Here is a 24,036-nt window from a genome sequence, read left to right on the forward strand (position 1 = left end):
TATGAGACTGATATTTTCTAGTTAGACAGTATGATGAATTCACTTCTACGGTTAACCCGGTGTTCTTCTTCACTGCATACTGTTCCGTCTTTACATTGGTTTAGGGGTTGTGTTTCGCCTAGTCCTTTGTAACGGAGTCTTTTTTCGGGGATTCCTTTGTTTATCAGCCATTCCATTGTTGCTTTGGCTCTTTTTTCGGATAAAGTCAGATTGTAATTTTTTGAAGCGCGACTGTCTGTGTGGGATCGGATTTCAAGACTTAAGGAAGGAAACTCCTGAAGGATAACGAACAATAGCGCTAATTTTTCTTCGGCCTTGCGGGTTATTTCCCATTTGTCCAAATCGAAATGGATGTCTTCGATTTCGAATGCTTTTGCGAGATCTTTTCCGGTTTTAATACTGTGCTGTTGTTTGGTTAAAGAAGAATTGTGAACAAAAGATGCCGAAACCTTGTCGATGTTTATGTGCTGTTCCTGCGTTTGGTATTTTTGAGCTTCTGCGCGTATGAAAATGTCTTTATGTTGGGATGTGGCCTGCCATTTATAGTTTCCAAGAGTATCCGTTATGATGGATTTTATTTTTATGTATTCATCGTTGAATACGGATACGATAGCCTGAGAAATACCAACGCCTGTTTCTCTGTCGGTTATCTGCCCGGAGAGCTGCACCAAGGTATCGTTAGTGCTATTGTCTTTTTTTGTGAATTTGTAAATGTCGTCGTGTCCTTTGCCACCCGGTCGGTTTGACGAAATGAAACCGTAGTTTCCGCCCGGCGCTTCCGTATAGGCAAAGTCATCGTCATTGCTGTTAAAAGGTGTGCCTAAATTTTCAACATTGGCGAAGAAGCCGTCCAAAGAGTTTTGTGTGGCTTTGAACAGGTCCAGTCCCCCTATGCCCGGATGTCCGTCTGAAGCGAAAAAGAGTTGGCCTTTTTGAGTGATGTATGGAAAGGATTCACGTCCTTCGGTATTTACTGATTTTCCTAAATTAACGGGTGTGCCATAGCTTCCGTCTTCTTTTATGGCTACCATAAAAATATCCGATTGGCCTAAGGTACCCGGTCTGTCTGATACAAAGTACAGTGTTTTTTCATCGTTGCTTAAAGCCGGATGCGCGCAATTGAATTCGGAACTGTTAAAGGGCAACTCGGTTATGTTGTCCCAACGGCCCTTGTTAAGGGTGGCTTTGTAAATTTTCAGCAAAATGCCATTCGTTTTGTTTCCGCCTTTTCTTTTGTCGTCCGAATTGTTACGCGTAAAATAGATTGTTGTGCCGTCTTTCGTGAAAACCGCTGTTGACTCATTGTGTTTTGAGTTTATCAACGCATCAAAATTCCGGATATTTTCCCCTAATTGATTTTCTGAAACCATAGTTGCGCTGTATAAGTCGGAGAATGGCTGTTTTGTCCATTGGTGTATTTGAGTTGTCTGATTTTGATTTTTCCGACTACTTGTAAAAATCAACTCTCCGTTAAAGAACGTGGTGCCATATTCGCTGTATTCGGTGTTAATACCCGCATCTGTCATTACATATTCGTTATGGTTTTTAACGGACGCATCTGTGGAAGCCTGTTCTCGGAATCGGATGGCTCTGGAGTCGTTGTTTTTTATTTCCGAAAACTTCGAAAGATATTCATTTGCTTTTTGTTGTTCGCCAACGGATTTCAGGGATTGTGCATATCTGAAATAGTATTCAGGATCAATAGGAGTTGTTGCTTCCAAAGCTTTTGCATACCATTTATTAGCCATCGGATACACCGCATTAAAATAGTAGGCATCTCCCAATTTTTGATAAATTTCATTGGAGCCATATCCTTTCAGAACCGCTTTTTCGTATATTTTCACTACATCCATGTAAGCAAGGTTCTCAAAAGCACCATCGGTTTTTTTTAATAGTGTTTGTTGTGAGATTGCTACTGCTGATGTCAGTAAAAGAATAAAGAGATAGTTTTTTTTCATGTGTAAAGGATTAGAAGAATCGTGGGGCATAAATTTTTTCCTGCTTTGGAAGCAATTCAAACCTCAGGAAAATTTCGTGCGAACCGGAATTGTAATTTGACAAGCGGGTTGATTCCGCATCGTAGCTATATCCTATAAAGAATTTTTCGGTCAGCTGAAATCCCGTCAGTATGCTAACTGCGGCATCCCATCGGTAGGCTCCTCCAATTGTGAATTTGTCATACATCATGAAGTTTGCTGTGGCATCTAACTGTAACGGGGCACCTTGAACTAATTTGGTTAAGAGTGCAGGTTTGAATTTCAGGTTGTCATTCAGATTAAAAACATAGCCTCCCATAAGATAATAGTGCATCCGTTCTTTTGCTAAAGAAGCAGCATTGTCGTCATAATGTTTGGTTTCCAGAAACGACGGAACCGATAACCCCACGTAATGATTGTCTGAGTACCAATACAGTCCGGCTCCGATATTTGGTGAAAATTGGTTGTCGACATTGTTTTGGAATTTCGGATCGGAGATATCATGAATGTCCAGTTTGCGATAATCGACATTCAACAAATTAGCACTGCCTTTAATTCCGAAGGACAAGGTGTTTAAGCCCATTGGAATCCTGTAAGCAAAATCTACCGCAATATTATTTTCTACAGACGGACCGATTTGATCGTTAACAAAGGAAATTCCCAACCCTGTGCTAAGACCTATGGGAGTGTGTGCTGTAAAGGCGCTTGTTACAGGGGCTCCGTCGAGTCCAACCCATTGGGCTCTGTGTAATCCAAACAAACTTAAGGCTTCCCGAGTTCCGGCATATGCAGGATTAATCGTTGACGTATTGTACATGTAATTCGTGTATTGTGCGTCTTGTTGCGAAAAGCAAGGAAGCGAATACCCTATGAATAAACCAAGGGTTGCGATGCCGAATATTTTTTTTAAAATCATTTTCATTGTTCTATTTGTTTACAACGTATAAATACCCTGTTTTTTCAATTTTTTCAGTTTGATTTCCGTCTGAACTAAAGTCATAATGTAAAACATAAAAGTAAGTGCCTGTTGGTAACTCTTCGTTTTTTGAGATGGTGTTACGTCCTTCGGATCTGCCTCTGAAAACATTTGAAGTGTTATCATATCCCTGAGTTTCGAATACTTTTGCACCCCATCGGTTGAATATTTCAACAGAATTGTTGGGGAAGCATTCAATTCCTTCGAGATAGAAAATATCATTGCTACCGTCCCCATCAGGTGACACGGCGTTGAATACCTTAACATGGCAATTCAGGTTTAAGGTTTGAGTATGTGTTGTCGTATTTCCGCAGGAATCCGTAGCGGTCCATGTTCTTATAAGTTCGTATTTGCTCTTACAGTCTCCTTCCACTTCGTTTTCTTCAAAAGTGATGGTTACCTCCCCACAGCTGTCTGTAGCGGTAAGGGTTTGGGCTACAGGGATACTGCCGCATTCCACGGAGAGGTTTTGAGGGAGTATGCCTTCAAATACCGGAGGTGTTGTGTCGATAACCGTAATGGTTTGGATATGAACATTTTCATTTCCACAGGCATCCATAGTTCTCCATGTTCTTATGATTTCAGCATTTCCGGGGCAACTTCCGTTTATTGTTTCTTCGTCAAACTGTACCGAGGCAGCACCACAATTGTCTGTCGCTGTCAGTGTAGTTGGAGCCGGAATAATCGAATTGCATTCCACGGTAATATCCGCAGGAAGCACTTCGTTGAATACGGGTGCCGTAGTATCTTCCACAGTGATGGTTTGTGTGTGGGCAACAGTGTTTCCGCAACTGTCGGAAGATGTCCAGGTTCTTGTAATGCTATAGTTGTTTGGACAACCTCCATCAACACGGGTTTCGTTGAAGGTAACCGTTGCCGTACCACAGTTGTCTGTGGCTGTCAGCATTATTGCCGGTCGAATCGCATTACAGTTCACGGTACTGTCTAAAGGAAGCGTTTCATTGAATACTGGTGCTGTAGTATCTTGTACATTAATGGTTTGTGTATGGATGACAGCGTTTCCGCAACTATCAGAAGCTGTCCAGGTTCGTGTAATGACATAATTGTTGGGACAGTCTCCGTCAACACGAGTTTCGTTGAAGGTAACTGTTGCCGTTCCACAGTTATCTGTAGCCGTTAGGACAGCTGCTGTTGAAAGATCGCTACATTCTACAGTACTATCTGAAGGAAGTATTCCGTTGAAAACAGGTGCTGTAGTATCTTCCACATTGATGGTTTGCGTGTGGGTAACTGTGTTTCCGCAACTATCGGAAGCTACCCATGTTCGGGTAATAACGTAGTTGTTGGGACAGCCACCGTCAACACGAGTTTCGTTGAAGGTAACTGTTGCCGTTCCGCAGTTGTCTGTTGCGGTAAGTGTGATTGCCGGTCGAATCGCATTACAGTTCACGGTGCTGTCTAAAGGAAGCGTTTCGTTGAATACTGGCGCCGTAGTGTCTTGCACATTAATGGTTTGCGTGTGGGTAACAGTATTTCCGCAACTATCGGAAGCGGTCCAGGTTCGTGTAATAACGTAGTTGTTGGGACAGCCACCGTCAACACGAGTTTCGTTGAAGGTAACTGTTGCCGTTCCGCAGTTGTCTGTTGCGGTAAGCGTTATTGCCGGTCGAATCGCATTACAGGTCACAGTGCTGTCTAAAGGAAGCGTTTCGTTGAATACCGGCGCCGTAGTGTCTTGCACATTAATGGTTTGCGTGTGAGTAACAGTGTTTCCACAGCTATCGGAAGCTGTCCAGGTTCGTGTAATGACATAATTGTTGGGACAGCCATCGTCAACACGAGTTTCGTTGAGGGTAACCGTTGCCGTTCCACAGTTATCTGTTGCTGTTAGGATGGCTGCTGCCGGTACCGTGTTGCATTGTACGGTGATGTTGGCAGGAAGCATTTCATTAAATGCAGGGGGGATTACGTCGTTTACAGTAATGATTTGACTGCAAATGGCAGAATTAAGAATTGTATTTTCCCCTATATCTCTCATGCCATTTGCATTTGTGTCCTGAAATTCGGTAATCCAATAGGTTCTTTTAACATCACTATTACAGCTTGTAAAAGGCGAGTTTGAAGCCGTAATTTTAATGATGCCACAAGGCGAATTTCCGATACTTCCGTTTGCGTTGCCCAGCATTTCAAATTCCGTTTCGGTAAGTTCTGTAGCAGTGGGGATGTCATCATAACAAGCCACTACAGTGTTTGGGAAAGTAGGACAGGTAACCTGGAATGAGCAGTTTCGCATTAGGCGGATAAAAGCGATATTGGAAAGATTCCCATCAAAGTCTCTCACACGGTATTGTTGCGTTGTAGGTACTCCGGTAAATCCCGGTAGCGGGGTAAATGTTGCGGTACCCAAAGTGTTATCAATGGACCATGTCCCTTCATTGATAATTGAAAGATGGGTCAATTGAGCAGCAGTGTCCGGAGTACTTTGGCTTGGATTTTCAGAAAGTAACAGGCTGATTGTAGCCGGATTAACACGGTCTCCCAAATTGTCATTTATTACAATGTTTATTGTTATGGGAGTTCCCTGTGTGTAATAGGACACATCATCTACGGCTATAGGCATGAAATCTACGGTTACGGATGCATTATTACTTGTATTGCCATAGAAATCCTGTACGTTGTATTCTATGACGGAAGGCGTTCCGGTAAATGAAGGAAGCGGATGAAACGAAAGTTGTCCTGTTACAGGATCTACTGTCCAAGACCCCTCATTAGGAATATCCATGCCTATAATGAAACCATTACTGTTTTGGATGTTTGCGCTGTTGTTTTGAGCCACCAAACTCACGGTAGCTGGATTTACTACTGCGCCAGTGGTATCATTTAGTATGACGTTTACAGTAAAAGTAGTTCCTGAGGTATAAATACCGAAATCGTTTGATGCCACAGGACAAATCGGCACCGAATTGATTGTCACATTTAAGGATTGGTTTTCTGTGCACGTAGTGATATTATCCCGTACAGAAAAAGTGTAATTGCCCGGTGTTAAATTGTTAATAGTAAACGATGCCGTAGTATTATGAAAGACCACATTTCCGGGATTCATCGTGATGGTCCAATCGGAAGGAAGGTTGTTTATTGTAACGCTTCCCCAAGTGGATTGGCAGCCCGGATGAATAATCTCATCTAAAGTTGCAATCGGAAGCGGAAAAACTTCAAATTGTTGCGTAAATTCTCTACCGCAAGCATCGATGGCTTTTGCGGTGTAAATTCTACCGGTAATCAAGCCGGAAAATGATGCGGAACTCTGGTTTGGAAACAATTGGGTATTACCCGATTGATCCAGTACAGCGAATGTGTATGGAGCAGTTCCTCCGGATGCCGTCATGCTAACCGAAGTGCCGCAGGCTTCAATCGCCTGAAATCGGAATGGTGTTAATTCCGTTTTAAAATAGTATTCGTATAAATAACCTCCCTGTATCCTTTGGAGCGCACCATTACCTCCAAGTTGTGTTGGCTCCATCAGATTTCCAGTTTCGGTCACTCCCCCGTATCTGAAAAAGTACTCCGTATTGTTCGGTAAATTAAGTGTTAATGTACCCAATGACGAAGAGGCAACATAATAGAAAGGGCTACCGGAGTTTATAATACCCGTAACAGCGATACTCCCATCAGCTTTGTAAATTGTAGCCTTTGTTCCTGCAAGCCCTTTTGGGATGTATAGTTTGACCCCAATGCTTCCTTCGGTCACCATTTCGCAAGTTTGTAAGGAATGTGTTATGTCGGAATTTCTGCTGCAACTTACGTTTTGGTTGAATGTACTGCTTTTTCCGCAAGCATCTGTAATTGTTATGTTGTAAGTGCCAGGAGGAAAGTATCGAGTGCCGCTTTTTGAGATGAAATCGACTAAAAAAGGAGAACTAATTGTTGTGGAATAAGGGTATTGAAGAGTTCCTGATGTTACTGTGTTTCCGCTTCCTGAAGAAGTCGTGAAATTGGAAGGACCCGAGTTTACAGTAAGAGTTAATGGTCCAACAGCATTGCTGGAAATGGCAACACCGTTAAACTTTAGAAGTGCTACATCATCGAAATATCCTGTGGTGTCTGCGATTGAAGAATCTGTTATACAACTAATGGTAGGATTGTAAGGGGTAACCGTTTGTCCCATTGTTTTGGTAACCGTTAAGCCACAAGCATCGGTAAAAGTAATGTTATAATGGGTGTTGTATTTTAATCCCAATGGAATAACGGTAGCCATACCCATAGGAACCGAATTAAGGTGCAATAGGTTTATCACCTGCGGAACCATCGGTTCGCCTATGAAATTTAATGGTGTAACTCCGGGATTTCCCGCTTCTTCCACAGTTATGGTTATTGGATTTGTCATAAAATTTCTAAAAACTTTTATGTCATATCCAATGAGGCATCTGTTTTGGGGATCTGAAGTGTCCATAATACTTGGTATACCATACACTATATCGTTTGTTACCGGCAAAACCAAAGTACCGCCTGATAATGGGCCACACTGGTTGGACACGGAGTATGTGATATTTTGACCGTTGAAGAAAGCTATTGGGATTACTATATCCAGGAATTCTATTTTGCTCACCGGTTGTGATGTACGGTTGACGGCCTTTGTAAATGAAAGTGTGTTCCCTTCGTTATTTGTAAAAATGCAAGTAACATCACCGGCTGTCCCAGTTGTGGTAATGGTCATTCGATACTTGAGCATGTTACCACATACACTGTACTCGGGATTGTTGGTTTTGTCTTTAAGAATGTAGGTTGTTGGTGCTAAAGTTGTGTTAAGCGGAGGGTTTACAAGTGTTATCGTTTTGTCTGCACTGTTACCGCCACATTGGTCTATAATGTCCAGGACATAAGTTCCTGAAGCCAGGCCTGATAAGGTAAAAGTAGCCGAATTAGCAGTAATCGGATAGGTTGTGGAGGCGTTCGGTCCTGACAATATCCGAATCGCATAGTTTTGATTGGTGAAATCACCCTGACCCACCGTACTTGCAATATGTGTTATCTTAATTTCTCCATCCGTTCCATTGTGACATCTTGGTGACCATCCTTGCAGTTGAAAACTGTCTGAAGGTCGGGTAAAGTAGTCTGAACATTGAGCTTCCAAATTCTGACACATCAGTAAAACCATAGTCAGAAGAAGAGATTGCCATAGCATAAAGTGTAATTTTGATTTCATAGGCGGCGCATTTGTTCTTGTTTTTAATGATTTGTTTTTCAAAACTTTAAACAAATGTCGCGAACCCTTTACAAGGGGGAGGTTACAGCTTAATAACTGGTGCGAAAGACTTAATAAGTGTATTGTTTTAAGGAATAACCATAAAATGCGATGCTTTGTGAATTTTAATGTTAAAAAAATATGTAATTGTTATTTTTATGTTTAATTTATTGTGTTTTATCATTGATTTGTATGTTGTTGGTCTTTTTTGATGTGAATTGTTTAATTTTTTATCAATTTTTAAAATTTACATAATGAGTAAATCGGTTGTTATTTCTTGTTAAATAATACCCTTTAGTGCAGGGAATAAAGCGGTTGGGTTTTTAACTCTGAAAAAAAATTGATATATTTACACTATAGCTTTTACGGGTCGAATGCTTTTTTATGAAATGGTTTTCCTGTTAATGTCATTTAATCAGAGGATGTTTGTTGATGATGGAAATGATACCCTTCGGGTAGCTAAAAAAATCATGGGTGTGGTTTTAATAAAAATGATTTTCTGAAAAATTCTTCATGCAGAAAAAAAATAAAATAGCCAATAATCACGAAAAGGACACCAGTAGAACGGCATTTTTGCTGCGTCAAACAGAAGCCATTGCCAAAACCGGCAGTTGGGAACTTGATTTGCAAACCCAAGAGCTTTACTGGTCTGATGGGGTTTATATGATTTTAGAATTTGAACCCCAGTCGTTTACGGTGGATTATGATAAAGGGATTGAGGTTATTCATCCTGATGACAGGGATATGGCTATTCGGGAAATGAATGAGGCTATCAGTAGAGGCAAAGAATACAGTATCCAAAAGCGATTTGTAACGTCAACCGGAACCATTAAATTCATTCGTTCTTCCGGAAAAGTTTTGTTCGATGCAACGGGTCAACCCCATAAATTGATAGGGGTTTTTCAGGATATAACCGATTTTGTAAAAGCCCATCAGGAGTTGCAATCCGTTAAATCACTGGTGGAAGTCGTTGCTACCAGTGTTGAGGGAATTATTTGGGAAGCCAACGCGACTACATTTGAGTTTACCTATATCAGTAAGCAAGTAGAGCGCATTTTGGGTTATTCCCCTTCGGATTGGCTTACGAAACCCTATTTTTGGAAAGACCACATCCATCCGGAGGATCGGGAGGCGGCGATTCATTTTTGCCATGAGCAGACACTTATGGGCAAGGACCATACTTTTGAATATCGTATGTTAACCAAAGCGGGGGATTATGTTTGGTTACAGGATCGGGTAACCGTAATTTCCGAAAACGGTAAACCTGTTATTTTACGTGGGCTTCTTATCGATGTGTCTGCAAGTAAAGAAATTCGTAAAAGACTCGAGGATGAACGTAATTTGAACCAACAGCTCATACAGTACCTTCCCAACGTAATCTTTTTGTTTAATGAGGAAGGGGAATTTCTTTTGTGGAATGATAAATTACTGGAGATGAGTGGTTATGTGGATGCGGATATGGAGCATCTCACTCCTTGGAATTTCTTTGATTCTTCACAAACGGAGACTTTAATAGAACATCTTCAAACGGTAATTCATAAAGGATACACAGAGATTGAAACCGAGTTTGTTTCCAAATCAGGAGAGCGAAAGCCAATGCTTTTCATCGCTTCAAAGTTTACCTATAAAGGGCAAAAATGCATTTATGGTGTGGGTGTTGACGTGTCCCAGCGTAACCAACTGATAAAGGAACAGAAAAGACTGTTAAAAACCATTGAGAGTATTCTTCAATTTGCGCCTGACAGTATGTTGGTGCTTACCAGTAAATTGAATTTGTTTAAAGAGAATTCATCTTTTGAGAAGTTGGTGGAGGAGTATGCGGCTAAACTTCATTATGAGGAAGATGAACTGAAAAAACTTATAGTCAATCAAGTGATTGCTTCGATGTCGAATGAAGGAAAGACAGAAATCACGATTCCCAAAAAGAATAAGTAGCATAAATTTTAGTGTTGTGAAGGATTTGCAGCGACAGTAAATAACGTTAGTAAAAAAATAACAAGTCATAATTTAATATGCCAAAAAGGAACGATAATACGGAGATTGAAAAACTCATCCTTGAATGTGAAACAGCGAAAATGTTTTTTGCTGGGGAAAAGGCTTCCAGTTATGTGGTCTCATTAAAGGATGTTACGGAACAGGTAGACATACAACAACGATTGGCATTCAGTGAAAAGCGATTTAAGGCTTTGGTGCAAGAAGGAGCCGATATGACGGCCGTTGTGGATCAGGAAGGGGTGTACCACTATATCAGTCCCAATTACCCGGATATTGTTGGTTATTCGGAGGAAGATCTGTTGGGGAAAAACGCTTTCGATTTCATTCACCCGGACGATGTGGTACAGATTAAAGAGGAATTCGTTAGGTTGTTTACCGAAAGAAGAGTAAAATCATCCATCTACCGCTTCCAGCATAAAAACGGGAGCTGGTCTTTTTTTCAAAGTACAGGCTCTAATCTTCTTAACGAGGAAACGATTCAGGGGATTGTAATCAACACGGTGGATATCACCACTTTAGTTCATACCCGTGATGCACTTAACCGCAGTAACGAACGGTTTGAAATATTGATGAAAGCCGGTTCCGAAAGTATTTGGGATTATGATCTGGTTCGCAATGAGTTTTTTTTGAGCAACGGTTTCAAAGAAAATTTCGGAATTGAAAGTAAAGCACTCGGCGAGAATCATGAACTTATTATTAACCATATTCATCCGTCGGATTCCGAGAGGGTTCTTGCCTGTTTTCGTGATGTGCTCGAAGAAACCGATCAGGAAAAGTGGTTTTGTGAGTACCGTTTGATAAAAGCGAATGGTGAAGTCGCTTACGTAAAAGATCAAGCGGTTATTATGAGAGGTGAAAACGGTGTTGCTTATCGGGTTGTGGGGGCCCTTAAAGACACTACATCAGAGTATTTTTATCATCAGTTCGATTTGTTGGAGAAGGAGATTATGGAGAACAGTATGTCTACTGATACCGACCTCAGAAGCATATTAACAACGTATATTCAAAAATTGGAAGACTTCTTCCCGGATATTAAAGCTTCCGTAATGCGTATAAAAGACGATACGCTTCAAAATCTGGCATCCCCTTCCTTACCGTCGGAATATATTCAAAACATTGAGGGTGCTATGATTGGGGATAATGTAGGATCCTGCGGCACTTCGGCTTATTTAAAAGAACAAATTGTTGTGACTGACGTTTTTAACGATGTGCGGTGGGATAAATTTAAAAGTATAGCGAAAAAATACGGTATTAAAGCCTGTTGGTCCTATCCGATACTTAATGCCAACGGAGCCGTAATCGCAACATTTGCCAATTATCCTTCAACAAACAGAATGCCCAATGCCCTCGAGGAGCACGTTATAGAGCGCTCCCGACGATTAATATCGATTTTTATAGAGAAATTCGAATACCTCAAAAACATTCAAAAGAGTAATGAGCGGTATGAACTTATCAATAAGGCTTCCAGAGATGCTATTTACGAATGGGATATTCTTTCCGATATTTTTTATTGGAATGAAAGCTTTTACACTGTTTTTGGATATTCGAAAGATACGGGTGTTTTCCGTATAGCCGATTGGGCCAATTTAATGCATCCTTCCGACGATCAGAAACTTAAGGAAAAATGGATCGCTTTTTTAAATGACTCCGGTCAAAACCGATGGACAAAAGAATTCCGATTCCGAAAAGCTGATGGTACTTATGCTTATGTGGAAGAAATTGGGCATCTGATTCGCGACAAATACGGAAAGCCATTGCGAATGATCGGTGTGTTGCGGGATGTTTCTTCCGTTAAACTTATTGAAAAGCAGAAGCAGTTGCAGTATCAAGTGTCCCAGTTTTTCAAAACCGAGAACAATTTGAGTGAAACGTTATCAGAAGTTTTAAAGTTCCTCACGATTCAAGGCGAATTGCAAACCGCCGAAATCTGGCTTACGAGTATCGATGAAAAACACTTAAATGTAATGTCGGCCTCACGATATGCACAAACGCCTGATGCTGCTCTTTTTTTTAACGAAAGTGAAGATGTAATCAGGTTCCAGAGCGGAGAAGGGTTGCCAGGACATGTCTGGAAAAAAGGGCAGGTTGTGATTTGGGACAATATCGATGAAAACGATTTGTTTGCCCGCCGCACATCCGCTAAAAAAGCAGGATTGAAAAGTGCCATGGGATTACCGCTTTTTCATAAAGATAAAGTGGCAGGTGTTTTACTTGTATGTGCCGGTTCGAAAAACTTTTTCACCTCCTCTTTGGTAGAACAATATGAACCCTTACAGTACAATCTGGGTGATGAAATAAAACGAAAACAGCAAGAAGAGGAAATGTTTCTCTTATTCCACAGTGCGCCGGAAATCATGGCAATAGTTTCACCCGACCGGTATTTTGTTAAGGTAAACCCGGCATTTTGTAATTTGTTGGGCTATACCGAAAAAGAATTATTGGAACAGCCTTTCGACAGTTTTGTGCATCCCAATGATTTGCAGAAAACCAATTCAGATTACTCGGATGCCATTGCTGCCCAAAAAAGAATTTACGGTTCCCTGAACCGATATCGAACCAAATCCGGCAATTACCGATGGATTTCCTGGACTTCCTCGGATACTTTTGGTGATGAAAAATTCATTTTTGCTTACGGTAGGGACATGACGGAAATTGTAGAGTTGCAAGGGTTACTCGAAAATGCCTCGAAATTGTCGCGTGTAGGCGGTTGGGAAATGGATGTGGTAAATGATGTTCAGTATTGGTCTCCGATGACCAGGGTTATTCATGAGGTGCCGGATGATTTTCAACCAAATTTGTCCACTTCGATTAATTTTTATCGCGAGGATGTAAGGGATAAAGTAATGGCTTATGTAGCCAACACCATTGCAACCGGAGAGCCGTTTGATTTTGAGGTTCCGATAATTACGGCAAAGGGTAAGGAGCGTTGGGTTCGCGCAATAGGGAATGCTGAATTTTTCGAAGGCAAGTGTATTCGTCTTTACGGCAGTTTTCAGGACATTCATGAGCGCAAGGTTACCGAATTGCGTTTTAAAAACATTTCCGATAATGTGCCCGGAATTCTGTTTCAATATCATTTGTATCCCGACGGAACCGACAATCTTTTTTATGTGAGCGGAGGAGCCGAAGAAGTTTGGGGTTGTACTGCTGAAGAAAGTATGAAGGATGTCGCAAAAATATGGGAAGGAATTATACAAGGAGGCGATTTTGAGTCCGTTCGCCAGTCCATAACGGAGTCCGGGGAACAACTTACCCGTTGGCATTCCCGCTGGAAATATGTAAAACCAGACGGTAGTGTTCGATTTCATGAAGGGTATGGAAACCCTCAAAAAATGACAGACGGCTCTATTGTTTGGGATTCTATCGTGATGGATATTACCGAAAAGCACGACCTGGAAGAATTGGCCGAGCGTATTTCAGTAATGGCACGAATAGGAAGCTGGGAGTTGGATATGGTCGATGGGGATACGAATGAGATGTATTGGTCGTTCATGACGCGTGAAATTCTGGAAGTTGCCCCTTCTTTTGAAACAACTCTTATACACGGATTTGATTTTTTTAAGGGAGATTACCGCGCTCAAATCGAAACTGCTGTCGCAAGACTGATAGCGACCGGAGAGCCGTTTGATTTACAGTTGTTATTAACTACGGCAAAAGGGAATCCGCGATGGGTTCGCTGCATTGGCAAATCGGATCGCGTTGGGGATCGATGCCTTAAAATTTTCGGAAGTTTGCAGGATATTCACAGTCAGAAAATTACCGAACTCGAATTGCAAAAATCGTTTGAAGAGCGCAATAACATTCTTGAAAGTATCGGTGATGCTTTTTTTGCGGTTGACAAGAACTGGACAGTTACCTATTGGAATAAAGAGGCGGAAAATGTTTTGAGCAGAAGACGAAAAGACGTATTGGGCAAATCGCTCTGGGATAGTTTTCCGGACGCAGTAGGACTTAAATTTTATACCGAGTATCATACCGCAATGCAAACCGGAGAAGTTTTGCATTTCGAGGAGCACTATCCTACCAGTAATCAATGGTTTGAAGTAAGTGTTTATCCTTCAGACGAAGGATTGTCGGTTTATTTCAAAGACGTAAGTATCCGAAAAACAGCAGAAGAGGAGATTCGTCAAACGAATGAACGTTTTGAAAAAGTAACCGAGGCTACAAATGATGCCATTTGGGACTGGGACATCCAAAATAATACCTATTACCGCAGTGAAGGTTTCGACAGGCTGTTTGGTTACAAGATAGAAAAAGACATCTCTTCCGATGAATTTTGGGAGCGTCATTTTTTGACTGATGACATGAGCAGAATCGCAGGCAGCATCGATGAGGCCATAAATGACCCTAAAACCAGTCGTTGGGAAGCGGAATACAAGATTATAAAAAAGGATAAAAGTTCGGCTTATGTGATAGACAGAGGGGTTATTATCCGGAACAATAAGGGGAAAGCCCTACGAATGATAGGCGCTATGACGGACATAACGTATCGGAAAGAATATGAAGAATCCTTAAAAAGATTGAATACCCAGTTGGAGAAACAAACGAAAGAACTGATGATTTCCAATAAAGAATTAGAGCAGTTTGCTTATATCGCCTCACATGATTTACAGGAACCGCTTCGCATGGTAACCAGTTTTTTAAATCAGTTGAAAAGGAAATACAATAATCAGCTGGATGAAAAAGCACATCAGTACATCCATTTTGCAGTTGACGGTTCTTTACGAATGCGACAGATTATTCTGGACATTTTAGAGTTTTCAAGAGTTGGGAAACACGAAGAAAATAAAGAAGTGATTGATTTGAATCAAATTGTTGACGAAGTTTGCCAATTGCAGCATAGGCTAATCGAGGAAAAAGTAGCCCTGGTGCATTATGAGCATCTTCCAAGAATCACCTCTTACCGTTCTCCAATTTTGCAGGTATTCCAAAACCTGATTGGCAACGCGTTGAAATATTCCAAACCCAATGTGTCGGTAACCATTGAAGTGACCGCGAAAGAAACTAAAGATGAATGGGAGATTGCCATAATGGATAACGGTATCGGAATCAGTAAAGAGTATCACGAGAAAATTTTTATACTCTTTCAACGGCTTCATGTTGATGAGGAATACCGTGGAACAGGTATCGGTTTGGCTATTGTGAAGAAAATTTTAGATAATTTGGGAGGACGCATCTGGGTAGAATCAGAAGAAGGAGCAGGCAGTACTTTTTATTTTACGATTCCTAAATAATTGTGCCTATGAAATCATTTGTAATCTTAAGTGACCTTGTCCGGACGCGACCCAACCGAAATGCGTGGTTGGTTTTTATAGTGTCTTTACTAATTACACAAGGGATTGCCTATCGTATTTATACGGTTGAAAAAGAAAATGAATTCCTTCAGGTAAAACAGGAAGCCGGTCATATTAAGAATAAATTTGAGAGTGCCCTTTATCAGAGTACCAATGCTTCCAGGATTATTGCGTTTCTCATTGAACGCAATCTCATCGATACTTATTTTGAAACCGTGTCGGAGGAACTGATCAGTCAGAACAATCTTGTTGATGCGCTTCAGTTAGTTAAAGACAATAAAATCATCAAAACATACCCGTTAAAGGGAAATGAGGTAACCATAGGGTATTCGGTTCTCCGGGATTCTTTTCATCGTAAAGAGGCGCTTAAGGCCTTAAAGCGAAGGGAACTTTATTTTGAAGGTCCGATTAAACTAAAGCAAGGTGGTGTGGGCATCGTAGGAAGATTGCCGGTTTACCGGAATAAGGTGTTTTGGGGCTTTTCGGCTGTGATTATCCGAAAGGAAACTTTGCTTCACGCTATTGGGATCGACAGTACGGGAAAGAACGATACTTACAGCTATCAGCTTGTGAAATCGGAAAGAGAAAGTAGCAACTCGGATTTCATGTTTAACGATCTGTATGATTACAAAAGCGGAATTTTTTACAAAGAACATGTGAAAATTGGCGACTGGGAGGTTTATGCCAAATTAAACAACCCGCATTACCTGGATCGGGCCTTACAGTTTTCCTTCCTGGGCCTATTATTTTCATTTCTGTTTACTCTTTTTATGTGGCATCTTTCTGTGCAGCCTCAAAAGCTGAAACTGCTTGTAGAGAAAAAAACCAAAGCCCTCGATCGGCTTAACCGTGAATTAGAAGACAGGGCCCATGAACTTACCGCGTCCAATAAGGAATTGGAGCAATTTGCCTACATTGCTTCACACGATCTTCAGGAGCCCCTTCGTATGGTGTCGGCGTATTTAACACAAATCGAACGAAAATACTTTCATGTTTTGGATGAAAATGGAAAAAAATACATTTATTTTGCTGTAGAAGGCGCAAAGCGTATGCGTTCCATAATATTGGATGTGTTGGAATTTTCAAGGGTTGGTAAATATGTTGAAAAGCAGGAGAAAATCGATTTGAATCAATTGCTGGATGAGGTTTGTATGGGACTTCAAAAAACAATTGAAGAAAAACGAGCGGTTATTTCCTATGGCGTATTACCGGAGATTGTTTCCCATCGTTACCCTATGTTGCAGGTATTTCAGAATTTGATTGGCAATTCGCTTAAATATTGTGAAGGAGGCAGATCTCCTGTAATTCGGGTTTCAGTGGTTCGACATCATGATGAATGGCTTTTTTCCGTAAAAGATAACGGCATCGGTATCGATAAGGAATATGCCGAAAAAATATTTGTGATTTTTCAACGCCTGCATTCCAAAGATCAGTATTCGGGTTCGGGATTGGGCTTAGCAATCGTTAAGAAAATAATAAACAACCTTGGTGGAGCTGTGTGGCTGGAGTCTGAAGTTGGTTTTGGAAGTACTTTTTACTTTACGTTGCCTTATAAAAATGATATACAGAACAAATCCGTTATAGCATGAGAATAAAACCTGAAATGAAAATAACACTGATTTATTTAGTATCGGGTGTTTTGTGGATTTTGATCAGCGATCGGTTTCTGCTTCTTTTTTTTAGCAATTATGAGCTCAAAAAGCTCACCTATCTCCAAACCATTAAAGGATTTTTTTATGTCACTTCAACAGCCTTACTCCTTTACATGCTGTTAAAGCGGCAATACAAAATCATTAATGCAAAGGTAGCGCAGCTGGAACAATATACACAAGAACTGGAATTTTCCAATAAGGAACTCGAACAGTTTGCGTATGTTGCTTCCCACGATCTCCAGGAACCATTACGGATGGTTATCAGCTTTATTTCTAAACTGGAAGCCGAGTACAAGGAAAAATTTGATGAAAAAGGGAAGCAGTATATTGGTTTTGCCGTGTCGGGCGCCAAACGAATGCGAACCTTGATTCTTGATTTGCTCGAGTATTCCAAAATCGGGAAAGAGAACCAAAAAAACGAAACCATAGATGTGAGTCAAATTGCGAAAGAGGTTTTTTTGCTTCATCACGAATCGATTACCCGTAAAAATGCCCAAATGCGTTTGCAGGAACTCCCAATAATTTATTCTGATTCTTCAGCGGTGTTTCAAATATTCTATCAGCTTATAGGGAATGCGCTTAAATATACCAAGGATACCGTTTTGCCATCCATAACCATTGCAGCGGAAGAGACAAATCAGGAATGGGTTTTTTCTGTTGCTGATAATGGGATTGGAATAGAGAAGCAGTATTTTAAGAAAATTTTCCTTCTTTTTCAACGGCTGCACAGTAGTGAAGAATTCAATGGAAACGGAATAGGATTGGCTATCGTTAAAAAAAATGTAGACAAACTTAAGGGGCGAATATGGTTGGTTTCTGAAAAAGACAAAGGGACTACTTTTTATTTTTCATTAAAAAAGAAGCTTTTGCCATAATTGGATTTATGAAAAAAGAGAAGTGAAACCTTTCGGAGATTTAATTTCAGCAGAATTAAATTTGTGCTAAATTTGTTACTTGCAGTATTGTTTTGCGTAAAAAAAAGGTTTATTAACCGAATTCGTCAAAATTAAAAAATAGAGGAATGAAATCAGTAAATATTTTATTAGTGGAAGACAATGAAGGGGATATCGTTCTAACCATAGAAGCTTTAGAGGAAAGTAAAATCATAAACAACATTAATGTAGTACGCAACGGAAAAGAGGCTATCGATTATGTCTTTAACGAAGGAAAGTATAAGGAAGTCTCTCCGCCGGATCTTATATTGTTAGATGTGAATTTGCCTCTCAAAAGCGGTCACGAAGTACTCACGGTAATTAAAGGGGATGAGAGAACCAAACACATTCCGGTTATCATGCTTACCACTTCGTCTTCTGAACGAGATATTAATCTTTCATATAAGCATTATGTGAATTGTTATATTACCAAACCCGTAGATTTAACAGATTTTTTCGAAGCTGTTACCAGTATTGAGCAATTTTGGTTTAATATTGTAAAATTACCTGTCAGAAAATAGGACTAATGCATAAGGATAGAAAAAAGTATACCATAATTGTAGTTGAAGATAATGCCGGTGATTTCTTTCTCCTGCAGGACTATTTGGATGAAATGATACTTACTCCGGAAATCATTCATGTGGCATCCTTTAAGGAATTGGATTCCTATCTAGCTTCGAATTCTAAAGAAATTGATATTGTACTTCTGGATTTAAGTCTTCCGGATAAAAGAGGCGAAGAGCTTATCAAAGAGACCCTGAAAATCGTGGGTACCACACCTACGGTTGTGCTTACCGGCTATCCTGATTTTTCTTTCGCGGTAAAGTCCCTTGGTTTGGGTATTTCTGATTATCTCCTCAAAGATGATTTAAGCGCCGCCACATTGTATAAAAGCATTCTTTACAATATTGAGCGGAATAAAAATCTGGTCAAATTGAAAGAATCGGAGCACCGTTATTCGGATTTGTTCCACCTGAGTCCGCAACCCATGTGGGTATGTGATGCTGAAAATTTCCAATTCCTTGATGTGAATCTGTCGGCAGTAAATCATTATGGTTATACTACAGAGGAGTTTCAGAACATGGTCGTAGGGGATATTGAATTTGATGACACCGAAACGGATTTGTCTTCCGATCCGATTCCCGGAAATTTCGAAGATGTTTACAAGCATAAGAAAAAGAACGGTGAAGTCGTATATGTGGCTATCCGGAGTAATACCATTCCTTATAAAGGGCGTGAGGCTAAGGTGGTTTTGGTGAACGACATAACTGAAAGTTTAAGGCATCTGAAAGCTATCGAACAACAAAACGAACGGCTTATGGAAATTGCATGGACCCAATCCCATGAGGTTCGCGCCCCATTAGCGCGAATAATGGGACTTATTCAGTTGATTTCCGATGCGCAAACCCCTGTTGAGGAAAAATTGGAAATGCTTTCACATGTTATGGATTCGGCTAACGAATTAGATGGAATCATCCGAAAAATTGTTAAACAGTCTAAGTCAATCTTTCCATAATATACATTGCCTATGTCAAAACAACATGTCTTTTTCGTTGATGATGACCTTATCGCTATTATGATTTTAAAAAAGGTATTGGAAAAGTGTGATCTGCATGCTTCATCTTTATCTTTTAAAAATGGTAAAGAAGCGTTGGATTATTTTCAAAGCAACTATTCTTCAACCGATCATTATGTGATTTTCTTGGATATCAACATGCCGGTAATGAATGGATGGGAATTTTTAGACGCTCTTAGTGCGTTTACTGTTCCCGAAAAGACAACCGTTTTTTTGGTAACTTCTTCCGTTGATGAAGCGGATATAATACGCGCAAAGCAATATCCTTTTGTGTCGCGTTTTTTGTCGAAACCGGTTTCGGTTGCTACTGTAAATGAGTTGAAAGTGATGTTTAACGATTAAAGGAAAATACAAACACTTGTTGTTGCCCCTTTGCTTTTTTTTTATGCTTTGAAGCAGGTAATAATGGTAATTGTGTTGTTTTTTCGGTGCAATGGCTTTAGTTTTCTTCGTTCCTGAATTGCAAACCCAATAAATAAGAAGCTGATTTTCCAGTTGTTTCCGTTAGGGATTTCCGTTTGGAGTGTTACGGTGCCGTTATGACACTTTTTAAATGTTACCTCTTCGCTATAGTTTGTAGTGAAACCTTCGTTTACCGGGTCCCAATCGGCCGTAGCCATTTGCAACTGAACATGGGTGGCTTCATCTGAGGGCCATTTTATATGGTTTTCGGGCTTGAAATCCTTAATCCGAATGGTGTTCTTATCCGGCAAGTATTCAAAAACCGTTTTCAGTGTTTGGTGTAAGGGGCAGTTTTTGTTCCCTTCGAATCCGATGAGAATTTCGGGAATGTGTTCCGATTTGAGTCCTTCTTCGAGAGTTCTGGCACCTTTTGGGTTTACGGTATCTTCTTCAAGTATTTCCGAAAGCAATTTAATGCTTCTTCCGGCAAAACTTCCGTCTTTGGCTTTTCTAAAAAGTTGTGCTGCCACTTGCCGGAAACTTTGGGATTTTTTGGAGCAATAACCCCATTCCTTCCCGTGGTTGCGGATTCGGTCGAATATGGGGTTGTTTTTGAATTCTTCTTTGGTAACTCCGGTTTTACCTTTTAAGCGAGCGTAGTTGTTGCCGTCTTCGGTTACTACGAAATTGATGTCGTCCAAGGTTCCTGATATTTTAAAAGGCGCGAGTACTTTTGCCATTTTTCTTTTTTGTAGTAAAAGTAGTAAAAATATGATTGTTTTTGAAGTGGGTGGGATTTGTGGATTCGGTTATTTGGAATTGCAGTTCCAAGTGAATTTGTTGCCGGTTTTACATCGAAATCGGTATTATCGTTTACGGAAATGAATTAAAGGTTATTTTACAAGGCTTAAATTTGGTCTGTTCCTAAAATAGTTTAATTTTGAAAGCTTATTAGATACGGATTGATATTGATGGAAAAGAAAAGCTTTGCTGAAGGAGAATGGCTTTATGAGATAGGCCCAAAAAACAATTTTTTTTCCCTGAACCTGAGTGAGGTTTGGCGTTATCGGGATTTACTTATGCTTTTTGTAAAGCGTGATGTGGTGACTGTTTATAAGCAAACCATATTAGGTCCGCTTTGGTATTTGATACAGCCGTTGTTTACTTCGATTATCTTTACAATCATCTTCAATAACGTGGCCGGTATTGATACCGGTAACGTCCCTTCCTTTCTGTTTAATCTTTCTGGGATTATTGTTTGGAATTATTTTACTTCCTGTTTAAATGAAACTTCAGACACCTTTAAAAAGAATGCTGCAATTTTTGGAAAAGTTTATTTTCCCAGAATAATATTGCCGATGTCAATTGTCATTACCAATTTGGTTAAATTAGGAATACAGTTATTCATATTTGTTTGTTTTTATATTTTTTATTTATTTAAAGGTATGAATAGCGAACTGAACTGGACACTTTTGTTTTTTCCTTTTTTAGTTTTGGTTATGGGGCTTTTGGGATTAGGATTGGGTATGATTATTTCTTCCATGGTAACAAAGTACAGAGATTTGACTTTTCTGGTTTCGTTTGGAGTACAGCTGTTAATGTATGTTTCTGCAGTAATGTATCCAATGTCATTACTTAAGGAAAAACTTCCCGAATTAGGTTGGTTAATAGAATATAATCCTTTGGCCTATGTGGTAGAGACTTCCCGTTATTTACTTTTGGGTGAAGGTTCAATTTCAACAGGAGGATTGCTTTATACAATCATAGTTTCAATACTTCTGTTTTTCTTAGGATTGGTTGTTTTTAATAAAACAGAGAAGAATTTTATTGATACGGTTTAAGAGGCGCAAGAATTCGGATTGTTGAGGATGTAAAAGATTAAGAAGTAAGAATGGTACTTACGCAATACTACTAAAAATGCACGATAAGGATATCATATTAAAAGTTGAAAATATTTCCAAGCAGTACCGGTTGGGAACTATAGGCACCGGAACATTGAGTCACGATTTAAATCGTTGGTGGCATGCGGTTCGCGGTAAAGAGAATCCTTATTTAAAAGTTGGTGAAGCTAATGATCGTTCCTCTAAAGGTAACAGTGACTATGTTTGGGCCTTACAGGATATTAATTTTGAAGTGCAGCGTGGAGAGGTTTTAGGAATTATTGGAAAGAATGGTGCCGGAAAGTCAACCCTTCTGAAAATATTATCCAAAGTTACCGCTCCCACAACCGGAGTGATAAAATCCCGAGGACGAATTGCGTCCTTATTGGAAGTTGGAACCGGGTTTAATCCTGAACTGACCGGTAGGGAAAATATTTATCTTAACGGAGCCATTCTTGGCATGACCAAAAAAGAGATTGCTTCCAAATTAGACGATATCATAGAATTCAGTGGATGTGAACGCTATATTGACACGCCTACTAAACGTTACAGCAGTGGGATGACCGTGCGTCTGGCGTTTGCGGTTGCCGCTTTTTTAGAGCCTGAGATTTTAGTGGTTGATGAGGTATTGGCTGTTGGTGATGCCGAATTTCAAAAGAAAGCCATCGGAAAGATGCAGGATATTTCACGAAGCGAAGGCCGTACCGTTTTGTTTGTGAGTCATAATATGGCAGCAGTTAAGAGTTTGTGTACGAAAGGAATCGTATTGGAACACGGGAAGGTAATTTTTAACGGGGATTCGGAAGAAGCGGTGAATTTTTACCTAACCAATGAAAGTCGTAAAATAAAAGAGGATTTACTGGAAAGAGAAGACCGAAGAGGAAGTGGGGAATTACGGTTTTCGAGTGTAGAGCTTTTAAACTATGAAGGACAAAACGTTAAAGAACTGCTTTCTGGGCACTATGCGAAATTTAGATTCTATTTTGAAACCATAAAAGAAATATCTGCTGAAAATCTCGTTTTTGGAGTAGTTTTCAGGGATACCAATGAAACGAAGATTGCCGATTTCTATTCGGATGAAATGGGGGTTCAATTCCATAATGTTATCCATAACGGATTTGTGGATCTGGAAATTCCAAGACTTATGTTGAGAGGTGGGGAATACACTTTGGATATTGTGGTTCAAAACGGAAAAATTGCGGTAAACCAAATTGATTTGCTTCACAATGTTTTTGTATTCAATGTTTTTGCAGGCAATTTATGGAATTCGAGTAAGATTAACAGAGCCACCAATGTAGCACTTATTGAAGGAATGTTTACGGAATAATTTATAATGAAAGTACTGCTGACTAAAATAAAAAACAGGCTGAAAAGCTATTTTTCATCGCCTAATGTACATAAGGAAAATGAAGAATTCAAAACGAAATTCGGCAATTATAAACAGGCTGTAATTTTAGGTTCAGGGCCTTCCATTAACAGTTTGGATGTTACGGTTTTTAAGAATGATTTTGTGATTACCATGGGCAATTTCTTCGAACATCCCGATATAGAAAAAATCAATCCTAAGATGCACATTTTTGCGGCTACGCATCTCCCCATTACTAAAAAAGTACTAACAGATTGGTGGTGCCGATGCCAGGAGGTGTTGCCGAAACAAACGCCGATTTTAGTAGAAGAAAAAGACAAAATAAAGGCTCTTGAGATTTTCAAAGGGCGAAAAATTTATACGTACTCTTATGGCGGAACATTGCCCGTGGATTTTACCAAGAAAATCCTATCGCCTTGGAGTGTGACCATTGTAGGATTACAATTGGCGGTGTATTGCAAAATTCCAAAAATCATTTTGTTAGGGATTAATCACGACTGGCAGTGTATTCAGCCCTATACCCATTTTTACGATCATGATAAGCCATCCTTGGAATATTACCTTAAAAAGGAAGGGATAAAAATCAGTTATGAGGAACAAAAACAGCCGTTCCCTAAAGAACGGTTGTACCGCGAATATGAATTGTACCAGCAGTATGAAAGTTTAAAGAAAGAAGCGGCTGCCTTAGGATTGCAAATTGTAAACAGTGATCCTTTTTCCCATTTCGATGTGTTCCCTTTTGAAAAGCGTACCGATTTAATCCTCAACCAAAATTAATAAACCC

At 40.0% G+C, this 24,036-nt stretch carries 14 protein-coding genes; 10 read left to right on the forward strand and 4 right to left on the reverse strand.

The window, feature by feature from the left end; genetic code table 11:
- Nucleotides 1-17: 17 nt before the first annotated feature.
- Genes BLQ05_RS07015 through BLQ05_RS07025 form a run of 3 tightly spaced genes read right to left on the reverse strand, consistent with a single transcriptional unit; the run spans nt 18 to nt 8,116 of the window.
- Nucleotides 18-1,958, reverse strand: a complete 1,941-nt coding sequence (locus BLQ05_RS07015; protein ID WP_035654882.1) for an OmpA family protein — start codon at nt 1,956-1,958, stop codon at nt 18-20.
- A gap of 10 nt (nt 1,959-1,968) precedes the next feature.
- Nucleotides 1,969-2,892: a PorP/SprF family type IX secretion system membrane protein gene (locus BLQ05_RS07020; RefSeq protein WP_035654881.1), complete on the reverse strand. Its 924-nt coding sequence runs from the start codon at nt 2,890-2,892 to the stop codon at nt 1,969-1,971.
- Between the two features lie 10 nt (nt 2,893-2,902).
- The gene (locus BLQ05_RS07025; RefSeq protein WP_143000920.1) at nt 2,903-8,116 is read right to left on the reverse strand and encodes an HYR-like domain-containing protein; all 5,214 of its coding nucleotides are present in this window, start codon (nt 8,114-8,116) and stop codon (nt 2,903-2,905) included.
- A gap of 552 nt (nt 8,117-8,668) precedes the next feature.
- Between BLQ05_RS07025 and BLQ05_RS07030 the strand changes: the two genes are divergently transcribed.
- The 7 genes from BLQ05_RS07030 (at nt 8,669) to BLQ05_RS07060 (ending at nt 19,946) form a co-directional block, all read left to right on the forward strand.
- On the forward strand, nt 8,669-10,090 hold the full coding sequence (locus BLQ05_RS07030; RefSeq protein WP_023577243.1) for a PAS domain-containing protein: 1,422 nt from the start codon (nt 8,669-8,671) through the stop codon (nt 10,088-10,090).
- Nucleotides 10,091-10,167: 77 nt separating this feature from the next.
- Nucleotides 10,168-15,384, forward strand: coding sequence for a PAS domain-containing protein (locus BLQ05_RS07035; RefSeq protein ID WP_023577242.1), 5,217 nt, complete (start codon nt 10,168-10,170; stop codon nt 15,382-15,384).
- An 8-nt stretch (nt 15,385-15,392) separates the two neighbouring features.
- Nucleotides 15,393-17,033: an ATP-binding protein gene (locus BLQ05_RS07040; RefSeq protein WP_051365778.1), complete on the forward strand. Its 1,641-nt coding sequence runs from the start codon at nt 15,393-15,395 to the stop codon at nt 17,031-17,033.
- On the forward strand, nt 17,030-17,971 hold the full coding sequence (locus BLQ05_RS07045; protein WP_051365777.1) for a sensor histidine kinase: 942 nt from the start codon (nt 17,030-17,032) through the stop codon (nt 17,969-17,971). Before BLQ05_RS07040 ends, BLQ05_RS07045 begins: the two co-directional genes overlap by 4 nt.
- Nucleotides 17,972-18,117: 146 nt before the next feature.
- Nucleotides 18,118-18,549 (forward strand): response regulator, encoded by a 432-nt coding sequence (locus tag BLQ05_RS07050; RefSeq protein ID WP_023577239.1) that lies wholly within the window; start codon nt 18,118-18,120, stop codon nt 18,547-18,549.
- Between the two features lie 5 nt (nt 18,550-18,554).
- Nucleotides 18,555-19,544, forward strand: a complete 990-nt coding sequence (locus BLQ05_RS07055) for a response regulator (protein ID WP_023577238.1) — start codon at nt 18,555-18,557, stop codon at nt 19,542-19,544.
- Nucleotides 19,545-19,556: 12 nt separating this feature from the next.
- Entirely contained in the window at nt 19,557-19,946 is a 390-nt protein-coding gene (locus BLQ05_RS07060; RefSeq protein ID WP_035654781.1) for a response regulator, read from the forward strand.
- Between the two features lie 41 nt (nt 19,947-19,987).
- On the opposite strand, the gene BLQ05_RS07065 is transcribed toward BLQ05_RS07060, so the two are convergent.
- Nucleotides 19,988-20,746 (reverse strand): hypothetical protein, encoded by a 759-nt coding sequence (locus BLQ05_RS07065; protein WP_023577236.1) that lies wholly within the window; start codon nt 20,744-20,746, stop codon nt 19,988-19,990.
- A gap of 231 nt (nt 20,747-20,977) precedes the next feature.
- On the opposite strand from BLQ05_RS07065, the gene BLQ05_RS07070 reads away from it, so the two are divergent.
- From BLQ05_RS07070 to BLQ05_RS07080, 3 genes are all read left to right on the forward strand, one after another.
- The gene (locus BLQ05_RS07070; RefSeq protein WP_023577234.1) at nt 20,978-21,847 is read left to right on the forward strand and encodes an ABC transporter permease; all 870 of its coding nucleotides are present in this window, start codon (nt 20,978-20,980) and stop codon (nt 21,845-21,847) included.
- 76 nt (nt 21,848-21,923) lie between these two features.
- Entirely contained in the window at nt 21,924-23,213 is a 1,290-nt protein-coding gene (locus BLQ05_RS07075) for an ABC transporter ATP-binding protein (protein ID WP_023577233.1), read from the forward strand.
- 6 nt (nt 23,214-23,219) lie between these two features.
- Complete coding sequence (locus BLQ05_RS07080; protein WP_023577232.1) at nt 23,220-24,029, forward strand: motility associated factor glycosyltransferase family protein; 810 nt, start codon at nt 23,220-23,222, stop codon at nt 24,027-24,029.
- Nucleotides 24,030-24,036: the final 7 nt, after the last annotated feature.

Origin of the sequence: Flavobacterium saliperosum (genome assembly GCF_900100625.1) — a bacterium.
GTDB lineage: Bacteria > Bacteroidota > Bacteroidia > Flavobacteriales > Flavobacteriaceae > Flavobacterium > Flavobacterium saliperosum.

Coding starts and splice junctions, on each gene's coding strand:
- BLQ05_RS07045 (WP_051365777.1), top strand. CDS start 17,030: ATGAGAATAAAACCTGAAATGAAAATAACACTGATTTATTTAGTATCG.
- BLQ05_RS07015 (WP_035654882.1), bottom strand. CDS start 1,958: ATGAAAAAAAACTATCTCTTTATTCTTTTACTGACATCAGCAGTAGCA.
- BLQ05_RS07040 (WP_051365778.1), top strand. CDS start 15,393: ATGAAATCATTTGTAATCTTAAGTGACCTTGTCCGGACGCGACCCAAC.
- BLQ05_RS07025 (WP_143000920.1), bottom strand. CDS start 8,116: ATGAAATCAAAATTACACTTTATGCTATGGCAATCTCTTCTTCTGACT.
- BLQ05_RS07080 (WP_023577232.1), top strand. CDS start 23,220: ATGAAAGTACTGCTGACTAAAATAAAAAACAGGCTGAAAAGCTATTTT.
- BLQ05_RS07075 (WP_023577233.1), top strand. CDS start 21,924: ATGCACGATAAGGATATCATATTAAAAGTTGAAAATATTTCCAAGCAG.
- BLQ05_RS07030 (WP_023577243.1), top strand. CDS start 8,669: ATGCAGAAAAAAAATAAAATAGCCAATAATCACGAAAAGGACACCAGT.
- BLQ05_RS07060 (WP_035654781.1), top strand. CDS start 19,557: ATGTCAAAACAACATGTCTTTTTCGTTGATGATGACCTTATCGCTATT.
- BLQ05_RS07065 (WP_023577236.1), bottom strand. CDS start 20,746: ATGGCAAAAGTACTCGCGCCTTTTAAAATATCAGGAACCTTGGACGAC.
- BLQ05_RS07070 (WP_023577234.1), top strand. CDS start 20,978: ATGGAAAAGAAAAGCTTTGCTGAAGGAGAATGGCTTTATGAGATAGGC.
- BLQ05_RS07050 (WP_023577239.1), top strand. CDS start 18,118: ATGAAATCAGTAAATATTTTATTAGTGGAAGACAATGAAGGGGATATC.
- BLQ05_RS07055 (WP_023577238.1), top strand. CDS start 18,555: ATGCATAAGGATAGAAAAAAGTATACCATAATTGTAGTTGAAGATAAT.
- BLQ05_RS07020 (WP_035654881.1), bottom strand. CDS start 2,892: ATGATTTTAAAAAAAATATTCGGCATCGCAACCCTTGGTTTATTCATA.
- BLQ05_RS07035 (WP_023577242.1), top strand. CDS start 10,168: ATGCCAAAAAGGAACGATAATACGGAGATTGAAAAACTCATCCTTGAA.